Source organism: Serratia sp. H1w (assembly GCF_000633355.1).
Lineage (GTDB): Bacteria > Pseudomonadota > Gammaproteobacteria > Enterobacterales > Enterobacteriaceae > Chania.
This window is the reverse complement of record NZ_AYMQ01000005.1, coordinates 78,696-98,378: the sequence shown is the minus strand read 5'-3', so window position 1 is coordinate 98,378 and position 19,683 is coordinate 78,696. Positions and strand designations below refer to the sequence as shown.

Sequence of the window (19,683 nt, the reverse complement as noted above, 5' to 3'; positions counted from 1 at the left end):
TCACATCGCAATCATTTCTGACTTTGGCATACAGGGAAATCCCATGATCCAACACAGACCGCGCAGTGAGCGTGGCCAGCTGGCAGTTGCAGGTGAAACTTACGGTAAATCGATGTTAGGTGCCCCGCTGCTGTATTTCCCGGCGGCCAAAAGTGGCCCGGATACCGGGTTGGTGATTGCAGGCACCCACGGGGACGAAACGGCCGCCGTGGTGACGCTATCTTGCGCATTGCGCAGTATTTCCCCCACCCAGCTGCGCCATCATGTGATCCTGGCGGTCAATCCAGATGGTTGCCAACTGGGGTTGCGCGCCAATGCCAACGGCGTCGATCTGAACCGCAACTTCCCGTCGGCCAACTGGCGCTCTGGCGATACGGTCTACCGTTGGAACAGTGCAGCAGAGGCTCGCGACGTGCGACTGTCCACCGGTGGTAGGCCCGGTTCAGAACCGGAAACTCAGGGGTTGTGCCATCTGATCCATCGCCTGAAACCACGCTGGGTGGTGTCCTTCCATGAGCCGTTGGCCTGCATAGAAGATCCGGATAGTTCCGCGCTGGGCGTCTGGCTGGCCCACAAGTTTACCCTGCCGCTGGTGACCAGCGTCGGCTATGAAACGCCGGGATCATTCGGTAGCTGGTGTGCAGACCTGTCATTGCCCTGCATTACCGCCGAATTCCCACCGATTTCCGCCGACGCCGCCAGTGAAAGCTACCTTGCCGCCATGGTGGAGTTACTGACCTACTCAGACTAGCGTGAAAGCTCGATCACGCCGCATTCGAAGGCCAAACCTGGTTGCACATCCTTTGCCAGCCAGGTTGGGCCATCGAGATCGACAAAGCGGGCGCCAGGCACCAACGGTAGCGCCGCAGTAATGGCTCTGGAAGTGCACAGCATGCAGCCAAGCATGATCTCGAAGCCCTGTACCCGCGCCTGTGCGGCAAGCTTTAGCCCTTCGGTCAGCCCGCCGGTCTTATCCAGTTTGATATTGACCATCTGATAGCGCCCCGCTAATCGAGGCAGGTCGCCGCTGGTGTGGCAGCTTTCGTCGGCACAAATCGGCAGTGGGTGGATGAAGTTTTCCAGCGCGCTGTCGTCGCTGGCGGGTAAAGGTTGCTCCAGCATTGCCACGCCTAAATCTGCCAGTAGTTGGCAACGCGATGCCAGCCCTTCCGGTTGCCAGGACTCATTGGCATCGACGATCAGCGTCATCTGTGGTACCGCAGTGCGGATCGCGACCAGCCTTTCGCTGATCAGGTGATCGTCGAGCTTGATTTTCAGCAGCGTCGCGCCCTGTTGTTCCAGCTCTTTGGCGGCAAAGGCCATCGCTTCCGGCGAGCCGATACTGAGCGTTTGCGCCATCACGACGCGCTCAAGTGCACTCACCCCGCTCAATTGCCACAGAGCGTTGCCAGCCAAGCGACATTCCAAATCCCACAATGCCGAGTCGACCGCGTTACGAGCCGCACCGGCAGGCATCAGGCGTTGCAGCTCTTGTCGTGTTATCCCTTGCGCGATGGCTGTTGACACCTCGGCCAACTGCTCCATCACCGAGGCTTCGCTCTCACCATAACGCGGATAAGGGGTGCACTCACCCACACCGCGCATCCCCTGCTGTTCAATCTCTACCACCACCACTTTGGCTTCAGTCCGGCTGCCGCGTGCGATGACAAAGGCGGTATGTAACGGCCAGGCTTCAGGGTAAAAACGCATGCTTCTCATAACGGCTCCCGAGCGAAAAAAGCACATAAAGTCAGTCCACTATACCTACAGTTTACAAACTTTATCTATCCAAGGTGCGATTGTTGACATAAACTGCTTCGAGATTGTGAACCCGGTGTTAATCGGGTTTGCATCTTTGTATAAACATCGTAGAAAGGAACCGAGCAATGACTCAGACCGTACATTTTCAAGGCAACCCTGTCACTGTAGCAGGCAAACTGCCACAGCAGGGCGAGCAGGCAAAAAGCTTTACCCTGGTTGCCAAAGACCTGTCAGACGTTGCACTGAGCAGCTTCGTGGGTAAACGCAAAGTCCTGAACATTTTCCCAAGCATTGATACCGGCGTTTGTGCCGCATCGGTGCGTAAATTCAACCAGTTGGCAAGCGGCCTGGATAACACCATGGTGCTGTGTATCTCTGCCGACCTGCCGTTTGCCCAGTCCCGTTTCTGTGGTGCCGAAGGCCTGAACAACGTCGTGACTCTGTCTACCCTGCGCGGCGGTGAATTCAAGCAGGCTTACGGCGTAGAAATCGCCGAAGGTCCATTGGCCGGTCTGACTGCGCGCGCCGTTGTGGTGCTGGATGGTCAGGACAACGTGCTGTATAGCGAGCTGGTGAATGAAATCACCACCGAGCCAGACTACGATGCCGCCCTGGCAGCGTTGAAATAAGTCCCTAGATGTAAAAAGCCCGGCTTTAAAGCCGGGCTTTTTTATGTTTAAAAAACGGTAGGTTTACTCTTCACTCTCGTCGGTGAGCTTGCGGTTGCTCAGCCCGTATTCACGCAGTTTGTTGGCAATTGCCGTATGCGAGACACCGAGGCGTTTAGCCAGTTTGCGGGTGCTGGGATAAGTGCGATAAAGACGAGTCAGCACCGAGCGTTCAAAACGCTTGCTGATATCATCCAGCGAACCCTCCATCACTTCATCCCCCAGCGCTATCTCCACCTCAAAATCCGGCAGAATGATATCTTGCGGGCGCAGTTCGTAGCCATCCGTTTGGGTCAACGCGCGATAGATGGCATTCTTCAATTGCCGCACGTTACCCGGCCAACCGTATTTACACAGGAAGTTGTTGAGATCGCTGGCCAGTTTCGGCCTGGCGACCCCTTGCTCATCGGCAAAGCGCGCCACAAACAGCTCGGTGAGCGGCATGATATCCTGCGGGCGTTCACGCAGCGGCGGGATGGTGATGGTCAGCACGTTCAAGCGGTAATAGAGATCTTCACGGAATTCACCGCGCTGCACCAGTTCGGTCAGGTTTTTCTGTGTGGCACAAATCACCCGCACATCCACATGCACCTCATGCTCTTCCCCTACCCGGCGGAAAGTACCGTCGTTGAGGAACCGCAGCAGCTTGGTTTGCATACGCGGCGACATCTCGCCAATCTCATCCAGCAGCACCGAGCCGCCGTTAGCCTGCTCAAAGAAGCCCTTCTTGCCTTCCAACGCATTCGGGTAAGCCCCCGGCGCATGGCCGAACAGTTCACTCTCCATCACCTCGTCCGGCAATGCGGCACAGTTCAGCGCCAGGAACGGTTGTTTGCCGCGAGGGCTACGCAGGTGACACGCTCGCGCCAGAATATCTTTCCCCGTGCCGGTATCACCAACAATCAGCAGCGGGGCATCCAGCATGGCCAGTTTGCGCGCCTGCTCCAGCACGTGGCGCATTTTCGGGCTGACGGCAACAATATGGTCAAACTCGGTATCGTCATTCACCGACAGGTTCTGCAACTGACGGCCCATGCGGGCGGTGGATTTAAGCATCACCACGGCCCCCACGGTGGCTTTCTGTTGCTGTTCGTCTTCCAGATAGATCGGGGTGATATCCATCAGGAAATCCTGGCTGCGGATCACCACCCGCTCGGAGTGCGGCGACGTGTCTTCGCTCTCCAGCCAGCGGCTGAAGTTATAACCGCCAATCAGCTGGGTTGCCGTCTGATTGCGGATCTTGTCCTCGCTACAGCCGAACAGCGTTTGTGCCGCCGGGTTGGCCAGCTCCACCTTGCCTTTCATATCGATGGAAAATACCGGTTCCGGCATCGATTCCAGCAACGCACGCAGCGCGCGGTGCTCACGTTCGGAAGGCATAAAATTCACGGTGCGCACATCGGTCACACCGCTGATCCGCCGGATTTCCGCCATCAACGCGCGGAAAGTATCAAAATCCAGCTGGGAAAAATTCAGGTAAATACGGCCGATAGGATCAATTTCGATGCCGCGCAGATCGATACCGCGCGATACCAAAAGATCGAGTAATTCTCGAGTGAGACCGAGACGGTCTTCGCAAAATACTTCCAAACGCATCAGTATTGGCCTTATCTCTGCAAGTGCGGGGAGGTCTGGTGATGATGATACGCTCTCCCCCCGAACGGAAGAAGCGATCTGTCAGCAAAAGTTGACAGAGCTCCAGTTTATCACTGCTTTTGGCGGTTTTAAACGCCACCCCATAACACCATCGGCGTAATTTTAGTCCATTTCCAGAGAGTTATCACATGCAGGATTATTTTGGCAGCGGATTATAATGTGGCCACAGGGGGATATTCTTTCGTCAATCTGTAGTTACAAACCGCAAAAGGGCCATTCATCGGTTACAAATGATAGTAATTCTCGTCTGACTATTTTATAGTTGCGCGGCGTAACTATAACGGAAAATTGACCATGCGTAGCAAGCATACACTGGCAGCATTCTGCTGCACCACGCTGTTGTTGAGTGCCCCAACCCTGGCGCTGGATCTCTCCTACCAGACACCGGAGCCCAGCATTAAACCTGCAACTGCCCCCAAAGTCGCACTGGGCCCCGCAGAAAAAGCGACTAAGCCACCCGTGGTCTGGTCAGAATCAGAAGATAAAACCGGCTTCCAGGTTGATCTTGAATGCGACCGCCCCGGTTGTAGCCGCCCACGCGACAAATCGTATTCGGCGCTTAATGGCCCGGTGAAAAAAACCGATCGCCGTCGCCAGTCCGATCCCTACTCCACCAATCAGGATCCTGACTACAGCGTGCACATGGGTTATCACTGGTAATCGCACTTTAGTACCCTCTCACTTAATACGGAGAGGGTAGCGGTAATTAATTGAGCGGTTGCTGGCTGGTTTCCTTGATGTACAGGAAGGCAAACAATGATAAAACACAGCCGGCGATCACATAGAACGCGGGGGCTGTGACATTACCGGTTAATTTGATCAGGTAAGAGGAAGCCGATAATGAGAAACCGCCAAAGATCCCCACGGCAACGCTGTACACCAGAGATAACCCGGTCGTCCTTACCCGTCGTGGGAATATTTCCGGCAGAATAGTGATGGAAGGCGAGGCACCAATAATATTGACGATGCTCAGTACAATCATAATCACTAACAACATTTCGACGCTGGGATGGCTACTGAGTAAATAGAAGGCCGGGTAAATCAGCACAATGATCGCTATTCTTGCCCCGCCAATCAGGCGGAGCCTGCCGACTTTATCTGACCACATACCCGCCAGCGGCCCACCTATCAATGTAATCAAACCGGCGATGGCACCAATTAACATACTATAGCTGGTATCCAGCTTTAATATGCTGATGGCATAGTTGGGAATGTAAAACATGATGATCATATGCGGGATGGTTCCCCCCATCGTCAGCAATATCCCCGCCAAAGTTTCTTTATAATAAGTAGTGATAACTTCCAACAGGGGGATTTTACTGACGCTTTTGCTGGCCGTGGGTAAGGTATGAGTGGCAGTTTCTTCCAGTTTAAAGCGGATATACAGCCCCACCGGGACAATCACGATGCCAAACAGGAACGGGATGCGCCAGCCCCAGGCGTGCACACTCGCCTCTGGCATGCAGTTGACCAGGATCACCAAGGTCATCGCGGCAAAGACGTTACCGGCCCCCTGGCTCGCCACCTGCCATCCGCCGTAAAACCCGCGGTTATGGGGTTTGGCATACTCTACTAACAGGGTAGTTGATGCGCCTAACTCACCGCCAGCGGAGAAGCCCTGTATCAGCCTGGCAAGGCTAATGATGATCGGGGCTGCAATCCCGATACTGTCATAGGACGGGGTGATACCAATGGTCAGGGTGCTAAGCCCCATCAACAGGAACGTCAGCGTCATTGCAGGCTTACGCCCTTTTTTATCGGCATAATGCCCAATGACCAATGCCCCCAGCGGTCTGGCAAGGTAGCCCATACCAAAGATCAGGAAAGTTGTCGCCATGCTGACTAACGGATCGTCGGCAGGAAAGTAAGCCTTTGCTATATAGGTAGCAAAAAATGCGTAGAGCACCAAATCAAAAAACTCTAATCCATTCCCCAACGTAGTCGCCACAATGGCTCTTGCCGGGGACTTTCTTTCCTTGACGCTATCCATAACCGATCCTTTTGACAAAAAGCGTTGGCGACGGCGTAGAGATGATCTATTCCGTTGTTTAGGTAGTTGGAAAATAGCAATAATGTTTCGCAGGGGCGCGGTATGTGCCCCTGCATTTAGATATTTATTCTTTTAAGAACTCCTGCGCCAGCGCACTCCAATAGGCGATCCCTCGGATAATGATCGCATCATTAAAATCGTAGCCAGGATTATGTACCATGCAGCTATGTTCCCCCTGCCCGTTACCTAATAATAAATAGCTGCCCGGGCACTGCTTGAGCATAAAGGCAAAATCCTCGCTGCCCATCAAAGGCTCGGGAATATCGATAACCTGCTGCTGATGGCTTTCGCCCATCAAGTTTTGCGCCACCTGCTTGGCAAACCGGGTCATCTCCGGTTGGTTGACCAACACCGGATAGGTATGATCGTAATCAATATCGATGCTGGCACCAAATGAAGCCGCCTGGGCCGCCACCAACGCCTTGATACGTTCTTCCAACCGTTCACGAACTTGCGGATCTAACGCGCGTACGCTTAGTTTTAATACCGCATCATCGGCGATAACGTTGCTGGCGATGCCGGACTGGAATGAACCGACCGTGATCACGCCTGATTCTTGCGCCCCCAGATTACGTGCGATAATCGTCTGCAACGCCATCACGATGCTGGCACCGACGACCACGGCATCAACGGTGCCTTTAGGCATCGCGCCATGTCCCCCTTTGCCATGAATGGTGATGGTGACCGTATCGCTGGAAGCCATAAACGCTCCCTCGCCAAACACAAACTGCCCTTGCGGGAATCCCGGCATGTTGTGCATGGCGAAAACGGCGTCACAGGGGAACTGTTCAAATAGCCCATCGTCGATCATCTTCTGGGCACCGGCCAGTCCCTCTTCTGCGGGTTGGAAAATAACGTGCAGAGTGCCATCGAAATCTGGGTGGTCGGCCAGATAATGTGCCGCGCCGAGCAACATGGCGGTGTGTCCGTCGTGCCCACAGGCGTGCATAACGCCATCGTGCTGGCTGCTGTAAGGCAATTGAGTATTTTCCAGGATCGGCAGAGCATCCATATCAGCCCGGATACCGAGCGTGCGGGGGCTATTACCTCTTTTTAACGTGCCAACCAGGCCGGTGATGCCCAGCCCACGCGTTACCTTGTAGCCCCACTCCTCCAGCTTTCTCGCCACCAGATCGGCGGTTTGCCGCTCCTGGAACCCGAGTTCCGGGTATTGATGAATATGCTGGCGGAGGGTTTGGCTTTCGGCGACATAGGGTTGGAAGGTCTCTAGATTTGGCTCACGGTGCGACATTTCGCTGCCTCCTGTCCTTGGGAAAAATAACTACGCGGATTGACACTGATTACCAAGCGGCAACATCACTGAATGATAGTGGGCGCAGTATGCAGCGCCCCTCGTTGGAAGCCTGGTGAAACTTTGTCAGCGTTCTCAAATAAACACTTGGATTGAATATACCGCGTTATCTCAGGCTAACTGCGGCATTTTTCGTGACCCGTCGCTCAAATCAAACATTCAAGCAACCTTTGATTAACAAGTTGTAATCCATTGATATCTGAGCGGGGAAGTTTTTGCCGGCAATCCGAGAGGCTGCCGTGAGGTGGCTGCGCCGTGCTGGCGCAGCCAAGAGGCGTCAGGCTTTGCTTTGGCCTTTTTTCATGGTGTCTTTCAGTTGGTTCACTAATTGGCCACGGAAATCACCCAGTTTTGGCTTGTCACCTTCTAACCAGGGTAATGGGCGACACAATTCCATCGCTTTAATGCCCAGGCGCGCCGTCAACAGACCAGCCCCGATGCCTTGCGCGGCTCGTGCAGACAACCGCGCCGCGATATCCTGTGACATCCAGTCCATGCCCACTTCCCGCACCAGTTCAGAAGCACCGGCAAAGGCGATATTCAACAATACCAGCCGGAACAGGCGCAGACGGCTGAAATAGCCCAGTTCGATGCCATACAGGGCCGCAATGCGGTTAATCAGGCGGATATTGCGCCAGGCGATAAAGGCCATATCTACCAGGGCCAACGGGCTGACGGCGATCATCAACGTCGACTCTGCGGCCGAACGGCTGATTTCGCGCCGCGCCTGATTATCCAGCACCGGCTGCACCAGTTTGGCATACAGCGCGACCACTTCACGGTCGTTCTGGGTTTCATGCAATGACGCCTGCCAGCGTTGCAATGCCGGGTGCCCTTGATCCAATCCGGCTTGACGTGCCAGCTTTTCACAAAATTCGCGCCCTCTCCCCAGGCCATGGCTGTGCAGGAGTTCACGGGCTTCATCGCGTTCTTCCGCTCGTTGGCGTAAGCGATACAGCCTGCGCCATTCTCCCACCACCGAACCGATGCCAGCGAAGACGATCAGCCCACCGGCAATCCCACCACCCAACGCGATCCAATCCTGCTGCACCCAGGAGGTATGCACCCACTGGACGCCTTGTGCCACCACGCTGACGCCAAACAGCATCAACCCGGCGTTGACCATTTTGCGCCACAGGCTGCGCTTAGGCTTCAACGCGGCGTTAACGATCCCTTCCGCGCGCCCTTCCTCTTCTTCCTGTTCCAGCTCCGGCGCTGCCGGGTAGAATTTTTCGGCCTGCAATTCGTCAAACTCCAAGCCAGCGCGCAGTACCGGTTCTTCCGGCGGCAGCAACGGCTCAGCAAAATCGATACGCGGTTTTAACGGCTCGCTCATCGTAATTTATCTCCCAATAAAAACTCCATCACCGCATCCAGACGAATATGCGGCAACGGGCTGTCAACGCTCATCTGGCGTGGGCGGAACTGGTCAAAGTGGAATCCTTGTTGCTGCCAGAATGCCGGCCCAGGCAACCGTGCAGGCACTTCGCCAGGGAACACCGTCAACGGCGCACCATCATCCAGACGATGACCTTTCAGGGCCGGGATCGGCTGCCCATGATGATCGACAATACCGCTTTCGGTCGCCTGCACCGAGGCCAGGCCGACGCAGTCCATGCTGATGCCTTCAAACGCGGCGTTCTGCCAGGCTTCCTGCACCAGTTGTTGTAACAGTGAAACCAGATTGGCGTGCTGATCGGCGGTAATGTGATCCGCCTTGGTCGCCGCAAACATCAGTTTGTCGATGGTCGGCGAGAACAGGCGGCGAAACAGCGTGCGCTTACCGTAGTGGAAGCTCTGCATCAACTGTGTCAGCGCCAAACGCATGTCGTTAAACGCCTGCGGCCCGCTGTTGAGCGGTTGCAGGCAGTCCACCAGCACGATCTGGCGATCGAAGCGCACAAAGTGCTCTTTATAAAACGCCTTAACGATCGACTGGCAATAATAGTTAAAGCGGGCGCGCAGCATGCCAGCATTGGTCTGTTTGTCCGCCTGTGCCAGGCGAGATTCCCCTACCGCATCGACGTTTGGCCAAGGGAAGAACTGCAACGCGGGCGCACCGGCCATATCCCCCGGCAACACAAAGCGCCCAGGTTGGATAAAGTGCAGCCCCTCGGCCTTGCAACGCAGCAGATAGTCGGTATAAGCCTGGGCGATCGCCGCCAGCTTGTTTTCATCCGCCGGGGCCAGCGGATCGAGATCCTTGCATAATGCCAGCCATGGCTCGGCCCAGCGTGCGCGGTCGCCCTGCAACAGCCCGGCCATCTGCCGTGACCAGGCCAGATAATCCTGTTCCAGCATCGGCAAATCCAGCAGCCATTCGCCGGGATAATCGACAATCTCCAGATACAGCGTGGAAGTTTCTTTAAAATGGCGCAGCAGTGAATCGTTGGAACGGTAGCGCAGCGCCAGACGGATTTCGCTGACGCCCCGGGTTGGCGTTGGCCAGCTTGGCGGTTCGCCATACAGCTGTGCCAGACCCTCGTCGTAGGTGAAACGCTGAATACCGAGATCGCGTTGAGGAATGCGCTTCACGCCTAGCAGGCGTTCTTCCCGTACCGGGGAAAACAGCGGCATACGCGCCCCGCTGTGCACATGGAGCAATTGGTTGACCAACCCGGTGATAAACGCCGTCTTACCGCTACGGCTCAAACCGGTCACGGCCAGACGCAGATGGCGATCCATCCCACGATTGACCAGCGACGTTAACTCATTTTGCAGTCGTTTCATTTTTCTCCTTCGCATAACGCCCGAAAACCTTGTTCAACCCTTTGCGAAACAGCGGTTCCAGCAATAGGGCCAGCACATAACGCAGCGGTTTGCGGCTGACGGCTTTCAGCAGCCAGGCGGTTGCACCCGCCGGGCCATAACTCATTAGCGCTATGATGATGACTTTAGACAAGGTCTTCAACAATGCACCTACTCCCCACTTTGGTGAAGCGCTTTTTGGCGCATTGATCGCAAAGGATTTACTCATGGCTGATGCCCTCTGGCAAATAGTGGGGGATAAAGTCGGTGCAATGCCTGACCTGCGGCTCGCGCAGGCCCATGCATCGTCAAGTGAGGTTACAGCTGGCGAAAGCGGCTCTGTACGCCGAAGGTGTCGGACGTGACGTAGCGCTCGACCTTGCGCAACTGCTGCTCCCCGCTACTCAGTTCATATTCCAGTCTGTCCAGCAACTGGCGAGGTGTGGTTTGATGTTCGTCCTGATAACGGCTGGCAGGAGCCTCATCAAGCACGAAGACCAGAGCGATATAGGCGATCACCGTGATGAAAAACAACCCGAAGAACAGTGACAGCACGGCAATCACCCGGATCAAACGCACGGGTACGTCAAAATAGTGGGCAAGGCCAGCGCAAACGCCCTTCACCATGCCTTCTTCAGGCACACGGTACAGTTTTTTACTGCCTAACGTGTTGCCCTTGAATGCACCGCTGTCGTCGTTGTAGTAAGCACGATCGTGACGATCGCCATGCTTGCCTCTGTCCTGGTCTCTACGCATTACGACTGCCTCCAATTCGGGTGTTCCGCATCAAGAATATCCTCCAACGCCTGAATACGATCGCGCATCCGCGAGGCCTGTTCCGCCAGTTGCGTCAAACGTTGCATCTCCTGATGACTCAGTTGAACGCCGCTCTGTTGCCGGTTGCTGTAATGCAACCAAAGCCAAATCGGTGCGACAAACAACACGAAGATTGTCAACGGGATGGCAAGTAATAGAGCACTCATTTCAATTCCTTCTTTTTTGGCCGTAGTGTGGCGGCCACGCTGGGTGGCCGCTTGAGCATTATTCCGGGCGGTTCATCTTGGCTTTCATTGCCGCCAGTTGCTCACTGATGGCGTCGTCGGCCTGCAACTCGGCAAACTCCTGATGCAGGCTTTTCTTTTTACCAATGCTGACGCTTTCCGCTTCGGCTTCCATATGGTCGATACGGCGCTCAAACTGTTCAAACCGCGCCATCGCTTCATCCAGTTTACCGCTGTCCAGCTGGCGGCGCACATCCCGTGAAGAAGAAGCCGCCTGATGACGCAGCGTTAATGCCTGCTGGCGTGCACGAGTTTCGGTCAGTTTGTTTTCCAGCTCGCCAATTTCACTCTTCATGCGAGCCAGTGTTTCTTCAACGGTAGCCACTTCCTGGCTCAGGGTGGCGATCAGATCGGCCACTTTCTGTTTTTCGATCAACGCCGCACGGGCCAGATCTTCTTTATCTTTACGCAGCGCCAGCTCGGCTTTTTCCTGCCAGTCGCTGATCTGGTTTTCACCCTGCTCAATGCGACGCAGCAACTGCTTTTTCTCCGCCAGGGCACGCGCTGAGGTAGAGCGCACTTCAACCAGCGTGTCTTCCATTTCCTGGATCATCAACCGCACCAGCTTTTGCGGATCTTCTGCTTTATCAAGCAGAGTATTGATGTTGGCGTTCACGATGTCGGCAAAACGAGAAAAGATACCCATAATTTACTTCCTCTTGGTTCTGAAGGCGTCTGAAGCGCCGAGTTAAGTTATACAACTTGCCCAAATAGTTAATCAAGAAGCGTGCCAACTTTTATTTAATTGAAAAACAACGATTATTTATTTTTGACTCTCGCCGCGCTTGCTGTAGAGTGAGTGTTTTCACCAAACATTGGCGAATTTCATCATGAGCGAACCGTTAGAGAATCTGCTGGGCGAGGCCAACGCCTTTGTTGAGGTGCTGGAGCAAGTTTCACAGCTGGCCAAACTCAACAAGCCGGTGTTGGTGATCGGCGAGCGTGGCACCGGTAAGGAGCTGATCGCCCACCGTTTGCACTACCTTTCCAACCGCTGGCAAGGGCCGTTTATTTCCCTCAACTGTGCGGCGCTGAATGAAAACCTGTTGGACTCGGAGCTGTTCGGCCACGAGGCTGGTGCGTTTACCGGCGCACAAAAACGCCACCTTGGCCGCTTTGAACGTGCCGATGGCGGTACGCTGTTCCTGGATGAATTGGCGACCGCGCCGATGTTGGTGCAGGAAAAGCTGTTGCGGGTGATTGAATACGGCCATCTGGAACGCGTGGGCGGTAGCCAACCGCTGCGGGTGGATGTCCGGTTGGTCTGCGCCACCAACGACGATCTGCCTGCGCTGGCTGCTGCCGGTAAATTCCGTGCCGACCTGCTGGATCGCCTGGCATTCGATGTTGTGCAGTTACCTCCGCTGCGCCAACGCCAGCAGGACATCATGTTACTGGCCGAGCATTTCGCCATTCAGATGTGCCGCGAGCTGTCGCTGGCGCTGTTCCCCGGGTTCAGTGAACATGCGCGGGCGACCCTGCTTGATTATTCCTGGCCGGGTAACGTGCGTGAGCTGAAAAACGTGGTGGAGCGTTCGGTTTACCGTCATGGTTCAAGCGAGGATGAGCTGGATGAGATCATCATCAACCCCTTTGCCAAGCGCCCAGAACCGCTTGCAGAGGCAGCTGTGCAAGCCAGTGATTTACCCACTTTACCGCTGGATTTCAAAAGCTGGCAGCATCAGCAAGAGAGAACTTTGCTGGAAATGGCGCTGAAGCAGGGCCGCTTTAATCAGCGTAAAGCCGCCGAACTGCTGGGGTTAACCTATCACCAACTGCGTGGCATGTTGAAAAAGCATGCACTGTTGCAAGGCAGCGATGGTGAGAGCAGTTAAACCGACTGAGCAATTAGCTCGCGTAACCACTGGTGAGCGGGATCGCGATGCGAACGCTCATCCCACAGCATAGCCAACTCATAACCAGGGATCTCCACCGGTGGTTGTGCAATCTGTATTTCAGGGCTGTCGCGCACCAGTCGTTCCGGCAGCATCGCCACCAGATCCGTCTTGCCAATCACCGATTTCACAAATAAGAAATGCGGGACAGAAAGTACCACCCGGCGCGCCAGCCCGACTTCCTCCAGCGTTTGATCGGTGATGCCGCTAAATCCCCCGCCGTTTGGCGACACCACCACATGCTCCAATTGGCTAAATTGCGCCAGCGTGACAGGCGTTTGCAATGTGGGATGACCGAGGCGGCCCACCAACACATATTTCTCATTGAACAGCACACGTTGACGCATCGCCGGCGGCGCACAGTCCTGCGTATGAAAGGCCAGATCGATCTCCCCCATCTCCGCTTGCCGGGCAATCCTGGCCGGAACCATCTCCAACACGGCCAACCGGCTGTTTGGAACTGCTTGACGAAGTTTCGCCATCGCAGGTAACAGCGCCGTGGATTCCCCATAGTCAGTCGCGGCAATACGCCAGGTGATATTCGTGGTAGCCGCCTCAAAAGTGCTGGCCGGTGCAACGGTTTGTTCGAGCACTTCCAGCGCCAGCCGCAGAGGTTCGCGCAGTTCCTCCGCTCTGGCTGTTGGCCGCATTCCTCTTGGCCCCGGCAGCAGCAGCGGATCGTCAAAAAACTCCCTCAGCTTGGCCAAATGCGCACTTACCGAAGGTTGTGATAGCGACAGGCGCTCCGCAGCACGCGTGACGTTATGCTCCATCAGTAACACATCCAGCGTCACCAGCAGATTGAGATCCAACCTTCCGAAATTACTCATGCCAATACCTGCCATTATTTAAATCAATTTTAACTATACCTGGCAGAAAACTACTCTGTTCCTCTCTTTTCAGCAATGGACTCAATCATGAATATTCTGCTCGTTTACGCTCACCCGGAAGCTCTGTCGCTCAATGGCTCATTGAAAACTTTTGCGGTTAAACATCTGGAGGATGCCGGGCATCAGGTACAGGTTTCCGATCTGTACGCCATGAAGTGGAAAGCCGCCCTGGATGGCAATGACCGCACCGATCGGGACAGCGCTGCGCGCTTTAATCCGGCGAAGGATTCCAGGATCGCGCTGGAGCAAGGAACGCAAAGCGCCGATATTGCACGGGAACAGGAGAAATTACTCTGGGCCGATACCGTGATCCTTCAGTTCCCACTGTGGTGGTTTTCGATGCCCGCCATTCTCAAGGGTTGGGTAGAGCGCGTCTATGCCTATGGTTTCGCGTATGGCGTGGGCGAGCACTCGGATAAGCATTGGGGAGATCGTTACGGCGAAGGAACGCTGGCAGGAAAACGGGCAATGTTGATAGTGACGACCGGTGGCTGGGAACCTCATTACAGCCCGCGTGGGATCAACGGCCCGATAGCGGATATTCTGTTCCCTATCCATCATGGCATCCTGTTTTACCCCGGCTTTGACGTGTTGCCACCGTTTGTGGCGTACCGTACCGATCGCTTTGATGAAGCGAAATTCCCCGAACTGTGTGCAGCTCTGGGGGAGCGGTTGGACACGCTGGCCACTACCGAACCGTTGCCCTTCCGTAAGCAAAACATGGGGGATTATGATATTCCACAGTTGACACTACGGGAGGAGATTGCCCCAGGGCGTGCCGGCTTTGCCGCTCACCTAAAATAAAGGCAAAAAAAAAGCCAGCACCCGAGCTGGCTAAATAAACACTGGAAGCAATGTGAGCAATGTCGTGCCTTCCACAAAGGGCCACAAGGTGTGGCCTTCCGTGAACTGCCAAATGATGATAATAGTTATCAGTATCATCTGTAAAGCACTTTGTTGAGAATTTTTCTCATTACCGTACTAAGTTTGGGTGATTATCCACCAGCACGGATTTCTACCGCAGCCTTGATCGCCAGAAAATAGCGGCAAGTTTGAGCAAACAGCCGAAACTTCAGCCATTTCACGCAAGGAATTGGGCTGTTGGTCAGAGTGCGATACACTAACGTTATTGCTTAATAACCCATGAAGCGTCTATGCGTGGTTTACCTCTTTGGATCATGTCGCTCGGCTGCCTGGCAACCTCCGCCCTGGCCGCGACACCGGCTGTGCCCAGCGCAACAGCCCCACCGCCAGCAGATATTCGCCAGAGCGGCTTTGTCTATTGCGTCAGCGGCATTCTCAATACCTTCAATCCGCAGATGGCCAGCAGCGGTCTGACGATCGATACCCTCGCCGCCCAGCTTTACGATCGGCTGCTGGATGTCGACCCTTACACTTACCGCCTGATCCCGGAACTGGCGGAAAGCTGGGAAGTGCTGGACAACGGCGCCACCTACCGCTTTCATTTGCGCCGGGATGTGCCCTTCCAGACTACCGCCTGGTTCCAACCCTCCCGCAAAATGAATGCCGACGATGTGGTATTCAGTTTTCAGCGGGTGTTTGACCAGAAGCATCCGTTCCATAATGTGAACGGCGGTGAATACCCCTATTTCGACAGTTTGCAGTTCGCGGATTCGGTGCAAAGCGTGAAAAAGCTCGATCAATACACCGTCGAGTTCCGTTTGCAGGCACCGGATGCCTCCTTCCTGTGGCATCTGGCAACCCATTATGCGCCGGTGTTATCGGCAGAATATGCCGATAATCTGACGCTGGACGGCACGCAGGAACTGATCGACCGTGAACCGGTTGGCACTGGCCCGTTCTTGTTAAACGAATACCGTTCCGGGCAATACATTCGTCTGGCACGGAATGATGTTTACTGGAAAGGAAAACCGCGCATGCCGCAGGTGGTGATAGACATGGGGGCCGGAGGAACTGGCCGCTTGTCCAAATTGCTGACCGGCGAGTGTGATGTGCTCGCCTATCCCGCCGCCAGCCAACTTTCGATCCTGCGCGACGATCCGCGTTTGCGCCTGACGCTGCGCCCAGGGATGAATATTGCCTATCTGGCCTTCAATACCCGCAAGCCACCGCTGGATAACCTGAAGGTGCGCCAGGCCATTGCGTTAGCCATCAACAACCAGCGCCTGATGCAATCGATCTATTACGGTACCGCAGAAACCGCCGCCTCGATCCTGCCGCGCGCCTCTTGGGCCTATGATAACGATGCCCACGTCACCGAATACGATCCGGCCAAGGCGCGGGAAATGCTGCGTGAGGCCGGTGTTGGGCCGCTGAATCTGAAGCTGTGGGTCCCGACCGCATCGCAATCCTATAACCCAAGCCCGTTGAAAACGGCGGAGCTGCTACAGGCAGATTTGGCTCAGGTCGGCATTAATCTTACCATCGTGCCGGTTGAGGGCCGCTTCCAGGAAGCCCGGTTGATGGAGATGAACCACGATCTGACGCTTACCGGTTGGTCAACCGACAGTAACGACCCGGACAGCTTCTTCCGCCCGCTGCTGAGCTGTGCGGCAATCCGTTCGCAAACCAACTATGCTCACTGGTGCGATCCCGCGTTCGATGAACAGTTGCAGGACGCCCTGTTGTCGCAGCAGTTATCACAGCGTATCGAGCATTATCAGCAGGCGCAGAAGATCCTAGAACAGCAACTACCCGTGTTGCCACTAGCGTCCTCATTGCGTTTGCAGGCATACCGTTATGATATTAAAGGACTGGTGTTGAGCCCGTTCGGCAACTCATCATTTGCCGGGGTATACCGTGAACCGGCGGAGGCCGCGAAAAAGTGATTATCTTTACCTTACGCCGCATCCTGCTGCTGCTGATCACGCTGTTCTTCCTGACGCTGGTCAGCTTCAGCCTGAGCTACTTTACCCCACGCGCGCCGCTAAACGGTGCCGCCTTGCTGGATGCCTACCAGTTCTACTTTGTCAGCCTGCTGCACTGGGACTTTGGCGTCTCCAGCATCAATGGCCAGGCGATCAGCGAGCAGTTGCGCGAAGTGTTCCCGGCTACTATGGAACTGTGTGTTTTAGCCTTCACGATGGCACTGTTTATCGGTATCCCATTGGGCATTATTGCCGGCGTGATGCGCGGCAAGTGGCAGGATACCGCCATCAGCACCTTTGCCCTGTTGGGCTTTTCCATCCCGGTTTTCTGGCTGGCACTGCTGTTGATGCTCTATTTTTCGCTGCATCTGGGCTGGCTGCCGGTGTCGGGCCGTTTCGATCTGCTGTATCAGGTCAAGCAGGTTACCGGTTTAGCGTTGGTTGATGCCTGGCTGTCTGATTCACCGTATCGTAATGAGATGATTGCCAGTGCGCTGCGCCATATGGTGCTGCCAATCACCGCGCTGGCGGTAGCCCCGATCACCGAGGTGATCCGTTTGATGCGCATCAGCACCGACGATGTTCTCAGCCAGAACTACATCAAGGCCGCCGCAACTCGTGGCCTTTCGCGCTTTACCATTATTCGCCGTCATGTGCTGCACAACGCGTTACCCCCGATCATCCCGAAGCTTGGGCTGCAATTTTCTACCATGCTCACGCTGGCCATGATCACCGAGGTGGTGTTCAGTTGGCCTGGGTTGGGGCGTTGGCTGATTAATGCCATCCGTCAGCAGGACTACGCCGCCATCTCCGCAGGCGTGATGGTGATCGGCACGCTGGTGATCAGCATAAACGTGCTGGCCGACATTCTGGGTGCGGCTACCAACCCGCTGAAACATAAGGAATGGTATGCCCTTCGATAACGTCTACCGCGAAAAGAAAATGCCTAGCCCGCTGCTCTATACCTGGCGGATTTTCTACGGCGACACGCTGGCAATGGTGGGATTTTATGGGGTGGTCGGCCTGCTGCTGCTCTCTCTGTTCGGCAGCCTGCTGGCGCCTTACGCTCTCGATCAGCAGTTCCTCGGCTATCAGTTGCTGCCGCCTTCCTGGTCGCGCTACGGCAACGTGTCATTCTTCCTGGGCACCGACGATCTGGGCCGCGATATCCTCAGCCGTTTGCTGAGTGGTGCCGCCTCTACCTATGGTTCAGCGCTGATTGTTACTATCGCCGCCGCGCTCTGTGGCGTGATCCTGGGCGTGTTTGCCGGGGTGACGCGCGGCCTGCTGTCTGCGATGCTCAACCATATTCTCGATACCCTGCTCTCCATCCCTTCGTTGCTGCTGGCGATTATCGTCGTGGCTTTCCTGGGGCCGAAGCTGGAACACGCCATGCTGGCCGTCTGGCTGGCGCTGTTGCCACGAATGGTGCGTACCATCTACAGCGCGGTGCACGATGAGCTGGAAAAAGAGTACGTGGTCGCCGCTCGCCTGGACGGTGCCTCAACCATGCAGATTTTGTGGTTCGCCGTGATGCCGAACATCGCCGCCGTACTGATCACCGAGTTTACCCGCGCACTGTCGATGGCCATTCTCGATATTGCGGCGTTGGGCTTCCTCGATTTAGGGGCGCAACTGCCTTCCCCGGAATGGGGAGCCATGTTGGGTGACTCGCTGGAGTTGGTGTACGTCGCACCCTGGACCGTCATGTTGCCGGGTGCCGCCATCCTGATCAGCGTATTGCTGGTTAACCTGTTGGGCGACGGAATACGCCGCGCGATCAATGCGGGAGTGGAATAATGCCGTTACTCGATATCCGCAATCTGACGATTGAATTTATGACCGCCGAAGGGCCGGTGAAGGCCGTCGATCGCGTCAGCATGACGCTGACCGAAGGTGAAGTCCGCGGCCTGGTGGGCGAATCCGGCTCGGGGAAAAGCCTGATCGCCAAAGCCATCTGCGGCGTGACCAAAGATAACTGGCGCGTCACCGCTGACCGCTTTCGCTTTGACGACATCGACCTGTTGCAGCTCAGCCCGCGTGAACGGCGCAAACTGGTGGGCCACAACGTGTCGATGATCTTCCAGGAGCCACAATCCTGTCTGGATCCTTCCGAAAGCATAGGCCGCCAATTGGCGCAAGCCATTCCCGGCTGGACCTACAAAGGCCGTTGGTGGCAACGTTTTAACTGGCGCAAACGGCGGGCGATTGAGCTGTTGCACCGCGTGGGTATCAAGGACCACCTCGATATCATGGGCAGCTTCCCCTATGAACTGACCGAAGGGGAATGCCAGAAAGTGATGATCGCCATTGCGTTGGCCAATCAGCCAAGATTGCTGATCGCCGATGAGCCTACCAACGCCATGGAGCCCACCACGCAGGCACAAATCTTCCGCCTGCTGGCGCGCCTGAACCAGAACAACAACACCACTATCCTGCTGATCAGCCACGATTTGCAGATGATGAGCAAATGGGCCGACCGGGTTAACGTGCTGTACTGCGGCCAGACCGTAGAGAGCGCGCAATGCGAAGATCTGCTTGCCGCCCCTCATCATCCTTATACCCAGGCGCTGATCCGTGCCATGCCTGATTTTGGCCGTTCACTGCCGCATAAAAGCCGCCTCAATACGCTGCCGGGAGCGATCCCCTCCCTGGAGCATCTGCCGATCGGCTGCCGCCTGGGGCCACGCTGCCCCTATGCACAAAAGCAATGTATTGAAGCCCCACGCCTGCGCCCGGTGAAAAATCACCTGTTTGCCTGCCACTTCCCGTTAAACATGGAGGAGCAATAAC

The 19,683-nt window shown here is 55.5% G+C and carries 20 protein-coding genes; 9 read left to right on the top strand and 11 right to left on the bottom strand.

What is annotated here, in order from left to right; all coding sequences use genetic code 11:
• The first annotated feature begins 43 nt into the window (after positions 1 to 43).
• Complete coding sequence (gene mpaA / locus U869_RS0100920; RefSeq protein WP_025119162.1) at positions 44 to 751, top strand: murein tripeptide amidase MpaA; 708 nt, start codon at positions 44 to 46, stop codon at positions 749 to 751.
• Here mpaA and ycjG read toward each other — a convergent pair.
• Positions 748 to 1,719 carry an L-Ala-D/L-Glu epimerase gene (ycjG, locus tag U869_RS0100915; protein WP_025119163.1) on the bottom strand — a complete coding sequence of 324 codons (972 nt, stop codon included), beginning with the start codon at positions 1,717 to 1,719 and terminating at the stop codon, positions 748 to 750. The two genes, mpaA and ycjG, sit on opposite strands and share 4 nt — an antisense overlap.
• A 167-nt stretch (positions 1,720 to 1,886) precedes the next feature.
• Here ycjG and tpx point away from each other — a divergent pair, with 167 nt between their 5' ends.
• A complete protein-coding gene (gene tpx / locus U869_RS0100910; protein WP_025119164.1) occupies positions 1,887 to 2,390 on the top strand; it encodes a thiol peroxidase in 504 nt (167 codons plus the stop codon).
• A 63-nt stretch (positions 2,391 to 2,453) separates the two neighbouring features.
• On the opposite strand, the gene tyrR is transcribed toward tpx, so the two are convergent.
• Entirely contained in the window at positions 2,454 to 4,025 is a 1,572-nt protein-coding gene (gene tyrR, locus U869_RS0100905; protein ID WP_025119165.1) for a transcriptional regulator TyrR, read from the bottom strand.
• A gap of 354 nt (positions 4,026 to 4,379) precedes the next feature.
• Here tyrR and U869_RS0100900 point away from each other — a divergent pair, with 354 nt between their 5' ends.
• Entirely contained in the window at positions 4,380 to 4,745 is a 366-nt protein-coding gene (locus U869_RS0100900; RefSeq protein WP_025119166.1) for a hypothetical protein, read from the top strand.
• Between the two features lie 46 nt (positions 4,746 to 4,791).
• Here the strand turns inward: U869_RS0100900 and U869_RS0100895 are convergent, their stop codons facing one another.
• The 8 genes from U869_RS0100895 to pspA all read right to left on the bottom strand — a co-directional run bounded on the left by U869_RS0100895 (position 4,792) and on the right by pspA (position 11,902).
• The gene (locus U869_RS0100895) at positions 4,792 to 6,075 is read right to left on the bottom strand and encodes an MFS transporter (RefSeq protein ID WP_025119167.1); all 1,284 of its coding nucleotides are present in this window, start codon (positions 6,073 to 6,075) and stop codon (positions 4,792 to 4,794) included.
• Between the two features lie 124 nt (positions 6,076 to 6,199).
• Complete coding sequence (locus tag U869_RS0100890; protein WP_025119168.1) at positions 6,200 to 7,387, bottom strand: M20 aminoacylase family protein; 1,188 nt, start codon at positions 7,385 to 7,387, stop codon at positions 6,200 to 6,202.
• 337 nt (positions 7,388 to 7,724) lie between these two features.
• Entirely contained in the window at positions 7,725 to 8,783 is a 1,059-nt protein-coding gene (locus U869_RS0100885) for a YcjF family protein (RefSeq protein ID WP_025119169.1), read from the bottom strand.
• Complete coding sequence (locus tag U869_RS0100880; protein WP_025119170.1) at positions 8,780 to 10,177, bottom strand: YcjX family protein; 1,398 nt, start codon at positions 10,175 to 10,177, stop codon at positions 8,780 to 8,782. Before U869_RS0100880 ends, U869_RS0100885 begins: the two co-directional genes overlap by 4 nt.
• Positions 10,158 to 10,424, bottom strand: coding sequence for a phage shock protein PspD (gene pspD / locus U869_RS29120; protein WP_025119171.1), 267 nt, complete (start codon positions 10,422 to 10,424; stop codon positions 10,158 to 10,160). Before pspD ends, U869_RS0100880 begins: the two co-directional genes overlap by 20 nt.
• An 89-nt stretch (positions 10,425 to 10,513) precedes the next feature.
• Positions 10,514 to 10,951, bottom strand: coding sequence for an envelope stress response membrane protein PspC (gene pspC, locus U869_RS0100870; protein ID WP_025119172.1), 438 nt, complete (start codon positions 10,949 to 10,951; stop codon positions 10,514 to 10,516).
• Positions 10,951 to 11,178 (bottom strand): envelope stress response membrane protein PspB, encoded by a 228-nt coding sequence (gene pspB / locus U869_RS0100865; RefSeq protein WP_021182064.1) that lies wholly within the window; start codon positions 11,176 to 11,178, stop codon positions 10,951 to 10,953. Before pspB ends, pspC begins: the two co-directional genes overlap by 1 nt.
• A gap of 58 nt (positions 11,179 to 11,236) precedes the next feature.
• Positions 11,237 to 11,902: a phage shock protein PspA gene (pspA, locus tag U869_RS0100860; protein ID WP_025119173.1), complete on the bottom strand. Its 666-nt coding sequence runs from the start codon at positions 11,900 to 11,902 to the stop codon at positions 11,237 to 11,239.
• A gap of 184 nt (positions 11,903 to 12,086) precedes the next feature.
• On the opposite strand from pspA, the gene pspF reads away from it, so the two are divergent.
• On the top strand, positions 12,087 to 13,091 hold the full coding sequence (gene pspF, locus U869_RS0100855) for a phage shock protein operon transcriptional activator (protein ID WP_025119174.1): 1,005 nt from the start codon (positions 12,087 to 12,089) through the stop codon (positions 13,089 to 13,091).
• Here pspF and U869_RS0100850 read toward each other — a convergent pair.
• Positions 13,088 to 13,981: a LysR family transcriptional regulator gene (locus tag U869_RS0100850; protein ID WP_025119175.1), complete on the bottom strand. Its 894-nt coding sequence runs from the start codon at positions 13,979 to 13,981 to the stop codon at positions 13,088 to 13,090. The genes pspF and U869_RS0100850 overlap by 4 nt on opposite strands.
• A gap of 87 nt (positions 13,982 to 14,068) precedes the next feature.
• Here U869_RS0100850 and U869_RS0100845 point away from each other — a divergent pair, with 87 nt between their 5' ends.
• From U869_RS0100845 to sapD, 5 genes are all read left to right on the top strand, one after another.
• Positions 14,069 to 14,845 (top strand): NAD(P)H-dependent oxidoreductase, encoded by a 777-nt coding sequence (locus U869_RS0100845; protein ID WP_025119176.1) that lies wholly within the window; start codon positions 14,069 to 14,071, stop codon positions 14,843 to 14,845.
• A 350-nt stretch (positions 14,846 to 15,195) separates the two neighbouring features.
• Positions 15,196 to 16,851 carry an ABC transporter substrate-binding protein SapA gene (gene sapA, locus U869_RS0100835; protein WP_025119177.1) on the top strand — a complete coding sequence of 552 codons (1,656 nt, stop codon included), beginning with the start codon at positions 15,196 to 15,198 and terminating at the stop codon, positions 16,849 to 16,851.
• Positions 16,848 to 17,813, top strand: coding sequence for a putrescine export ABC transporter permease SapB (gene sapB, locus U869_RS0100830; RefSeq protein ID WP_025119178.1), 966 nt, complete (start codon positions 16,848 to 16,850; stop codon positions 17,811 to 17,813). Before sapA ends, sapB begins: the two co-directional genes overlap by 4 nt.
• Positions 17,800 to 18,690 (top strand): putrescine export ABC transporter permease SapC, encoded by an 891-nt coding sequence (sapC, locus tag U869_RS0100825; protein ID WP_025119179.1) that lies wholly within the window; start codon positions 17,800 to 17,802, stop codon positions 18,688 to 18,690. The genes sapB and sapC overlap by 14 nt, the downstream gene beginning before the upstream one ends.
• Positions 18,690 to 19,682 (top strand): putrescine export ABC transporter ATP-binding protein SapD, encoded by a 993-nt coding sequence (sapD, locus tag U869_RS0100820; RefSeq protein ID WP_025119180.1) that lies wholly within the window; start codon positions 18,690 to 18,692, stop codon positions 19,680 to 19,682. The genes sapC and sapD overlap by 1 nt, the downstream gene beginning before the upstream one ends.
• The last annotated feature ends 1 nt before the right edge of the window (position 19,683 follow it).

Coding starts and splice junctions, on each gene's coding strand:
- mpaA (WP_025119162.1), top strand. CDS start 44: ATGATCCAACACAGACCGCGCAGTGAGCGTGGCCAGCTGGCAGTTGCA.
- ycjG (WP_025119163.1), bottom strand. CDS start 1,719: ATGAGAAGCATGCGTTTTTACCCTGAAGCCTGGCCGTTACATACCGCC.
- tpx (WP_025119164.1), top strand. CDS start 1,887: ATGACTCAGACCGTACATTTTCAAGGCAACCCTGTCACTGTAGCAGGC.
- tyrR (WP_025119165.1), bottom strand. CDS start 4,025: ATGCGTTTGGAAGTATTTTGCGAAGACCGTCTCGGTCTCACTCGAGAA.
- U869_RS0100900 (WP_025119166.1), top strand. CDS start 4,380: ATGCGTAGCAAGCATACACTGGCAGCATTCTGCTGCACCACGCTGTTG.
- U869_RS0100895 (WP_025119167.1), bottom strand. CDS start 6,075: ATGGATAGCGTCAAGGAAAGAAAGTCCCCGGCAAGAGCCATTGTGGCG.
- U869_RS0100890 (WP_025119168.1), bottom strand. CDS start 7,387: ATGTCGCACCGTGAGCCAAATCTAGAGACCTTCCAACCCTATGTCGCC.
- U869_RS0100885 (WP_025119169.1), bottom strand. CDS start 8,783: ATGAGCGAGCCGTTAAAACCGCGTATCGATTTTGCTGAGCCGTTGCTG.
- U869_RS0100880 (WP_025119170.1), bottom strand. CDS start 10,177: ATGAAACGACTGCAAAATGAGTTAACGTCGCTGGTCAATCGTGGGATG.
- pspD (WP_025119171.1), bottom strand. CDS start 10,424: ATGAGTAAATCCTTTGCGATCAATGCGCCAAAAAGCGCTTCACCAAAG.
- pspC (WP_025119172.1), bottom strand. CDS start 10,951: ATGCGTAGAGACCAGGACAGAGGCAAGCATGGCGATCGTCACGATCGT.
- pspB (WP_021182064.1), bottom strand. CDS start 11,178: ATGAGTGCTCTATTACTTGCCATCCCGTTGACAATCTTCGTGTTGTTT.
- pspA (WP_025119173.1), bottom strand. CDS start 11,902: ATGGGTATCTTTTCTCGTTTTGCCGACATCGTGAACGCCAACATCAAT.
- pspF (WP_025119174.1), top strand. CDS start 12,087: ATGAGCGAACCGTTAGAGAATCTGCTGGGCGAGGCCAACGCCTTTGTT.
- U869_RS0100850 (WP_025119175.1), bottom strand. CDS start 13,981: ATGAGTAATTTCGGAAGGTTGGATCTCAATCTGCTGGTGACGCTGGAT.
- U869_RS0100845 (WP_025119176.1), top strand. CDS start 14,069: ATGAATATTCTGCTCGTTTACGCTCACCCGGAAGCTCTGTCGCTCAAT.
- sapA (WP_025119177.1), top strand. CDS start 15,196: ATGCGTGGTTTACCTCTTTGGATCATGTCGCTCGGCTGCCTGGCAACC.
- sapC (WP_025119179.1), top strand. CDS start 17,800: ATGCCCTTCGATAACGTCTACCGCGAAAAGAAAATGCCTAGCCCGCTG.
- sapD (WP_025119180.1), top strand. CDS start 18,690: ATGCCGTTACTCGATATCCGCAATCTGACGATTGAATTTATGACCGCC.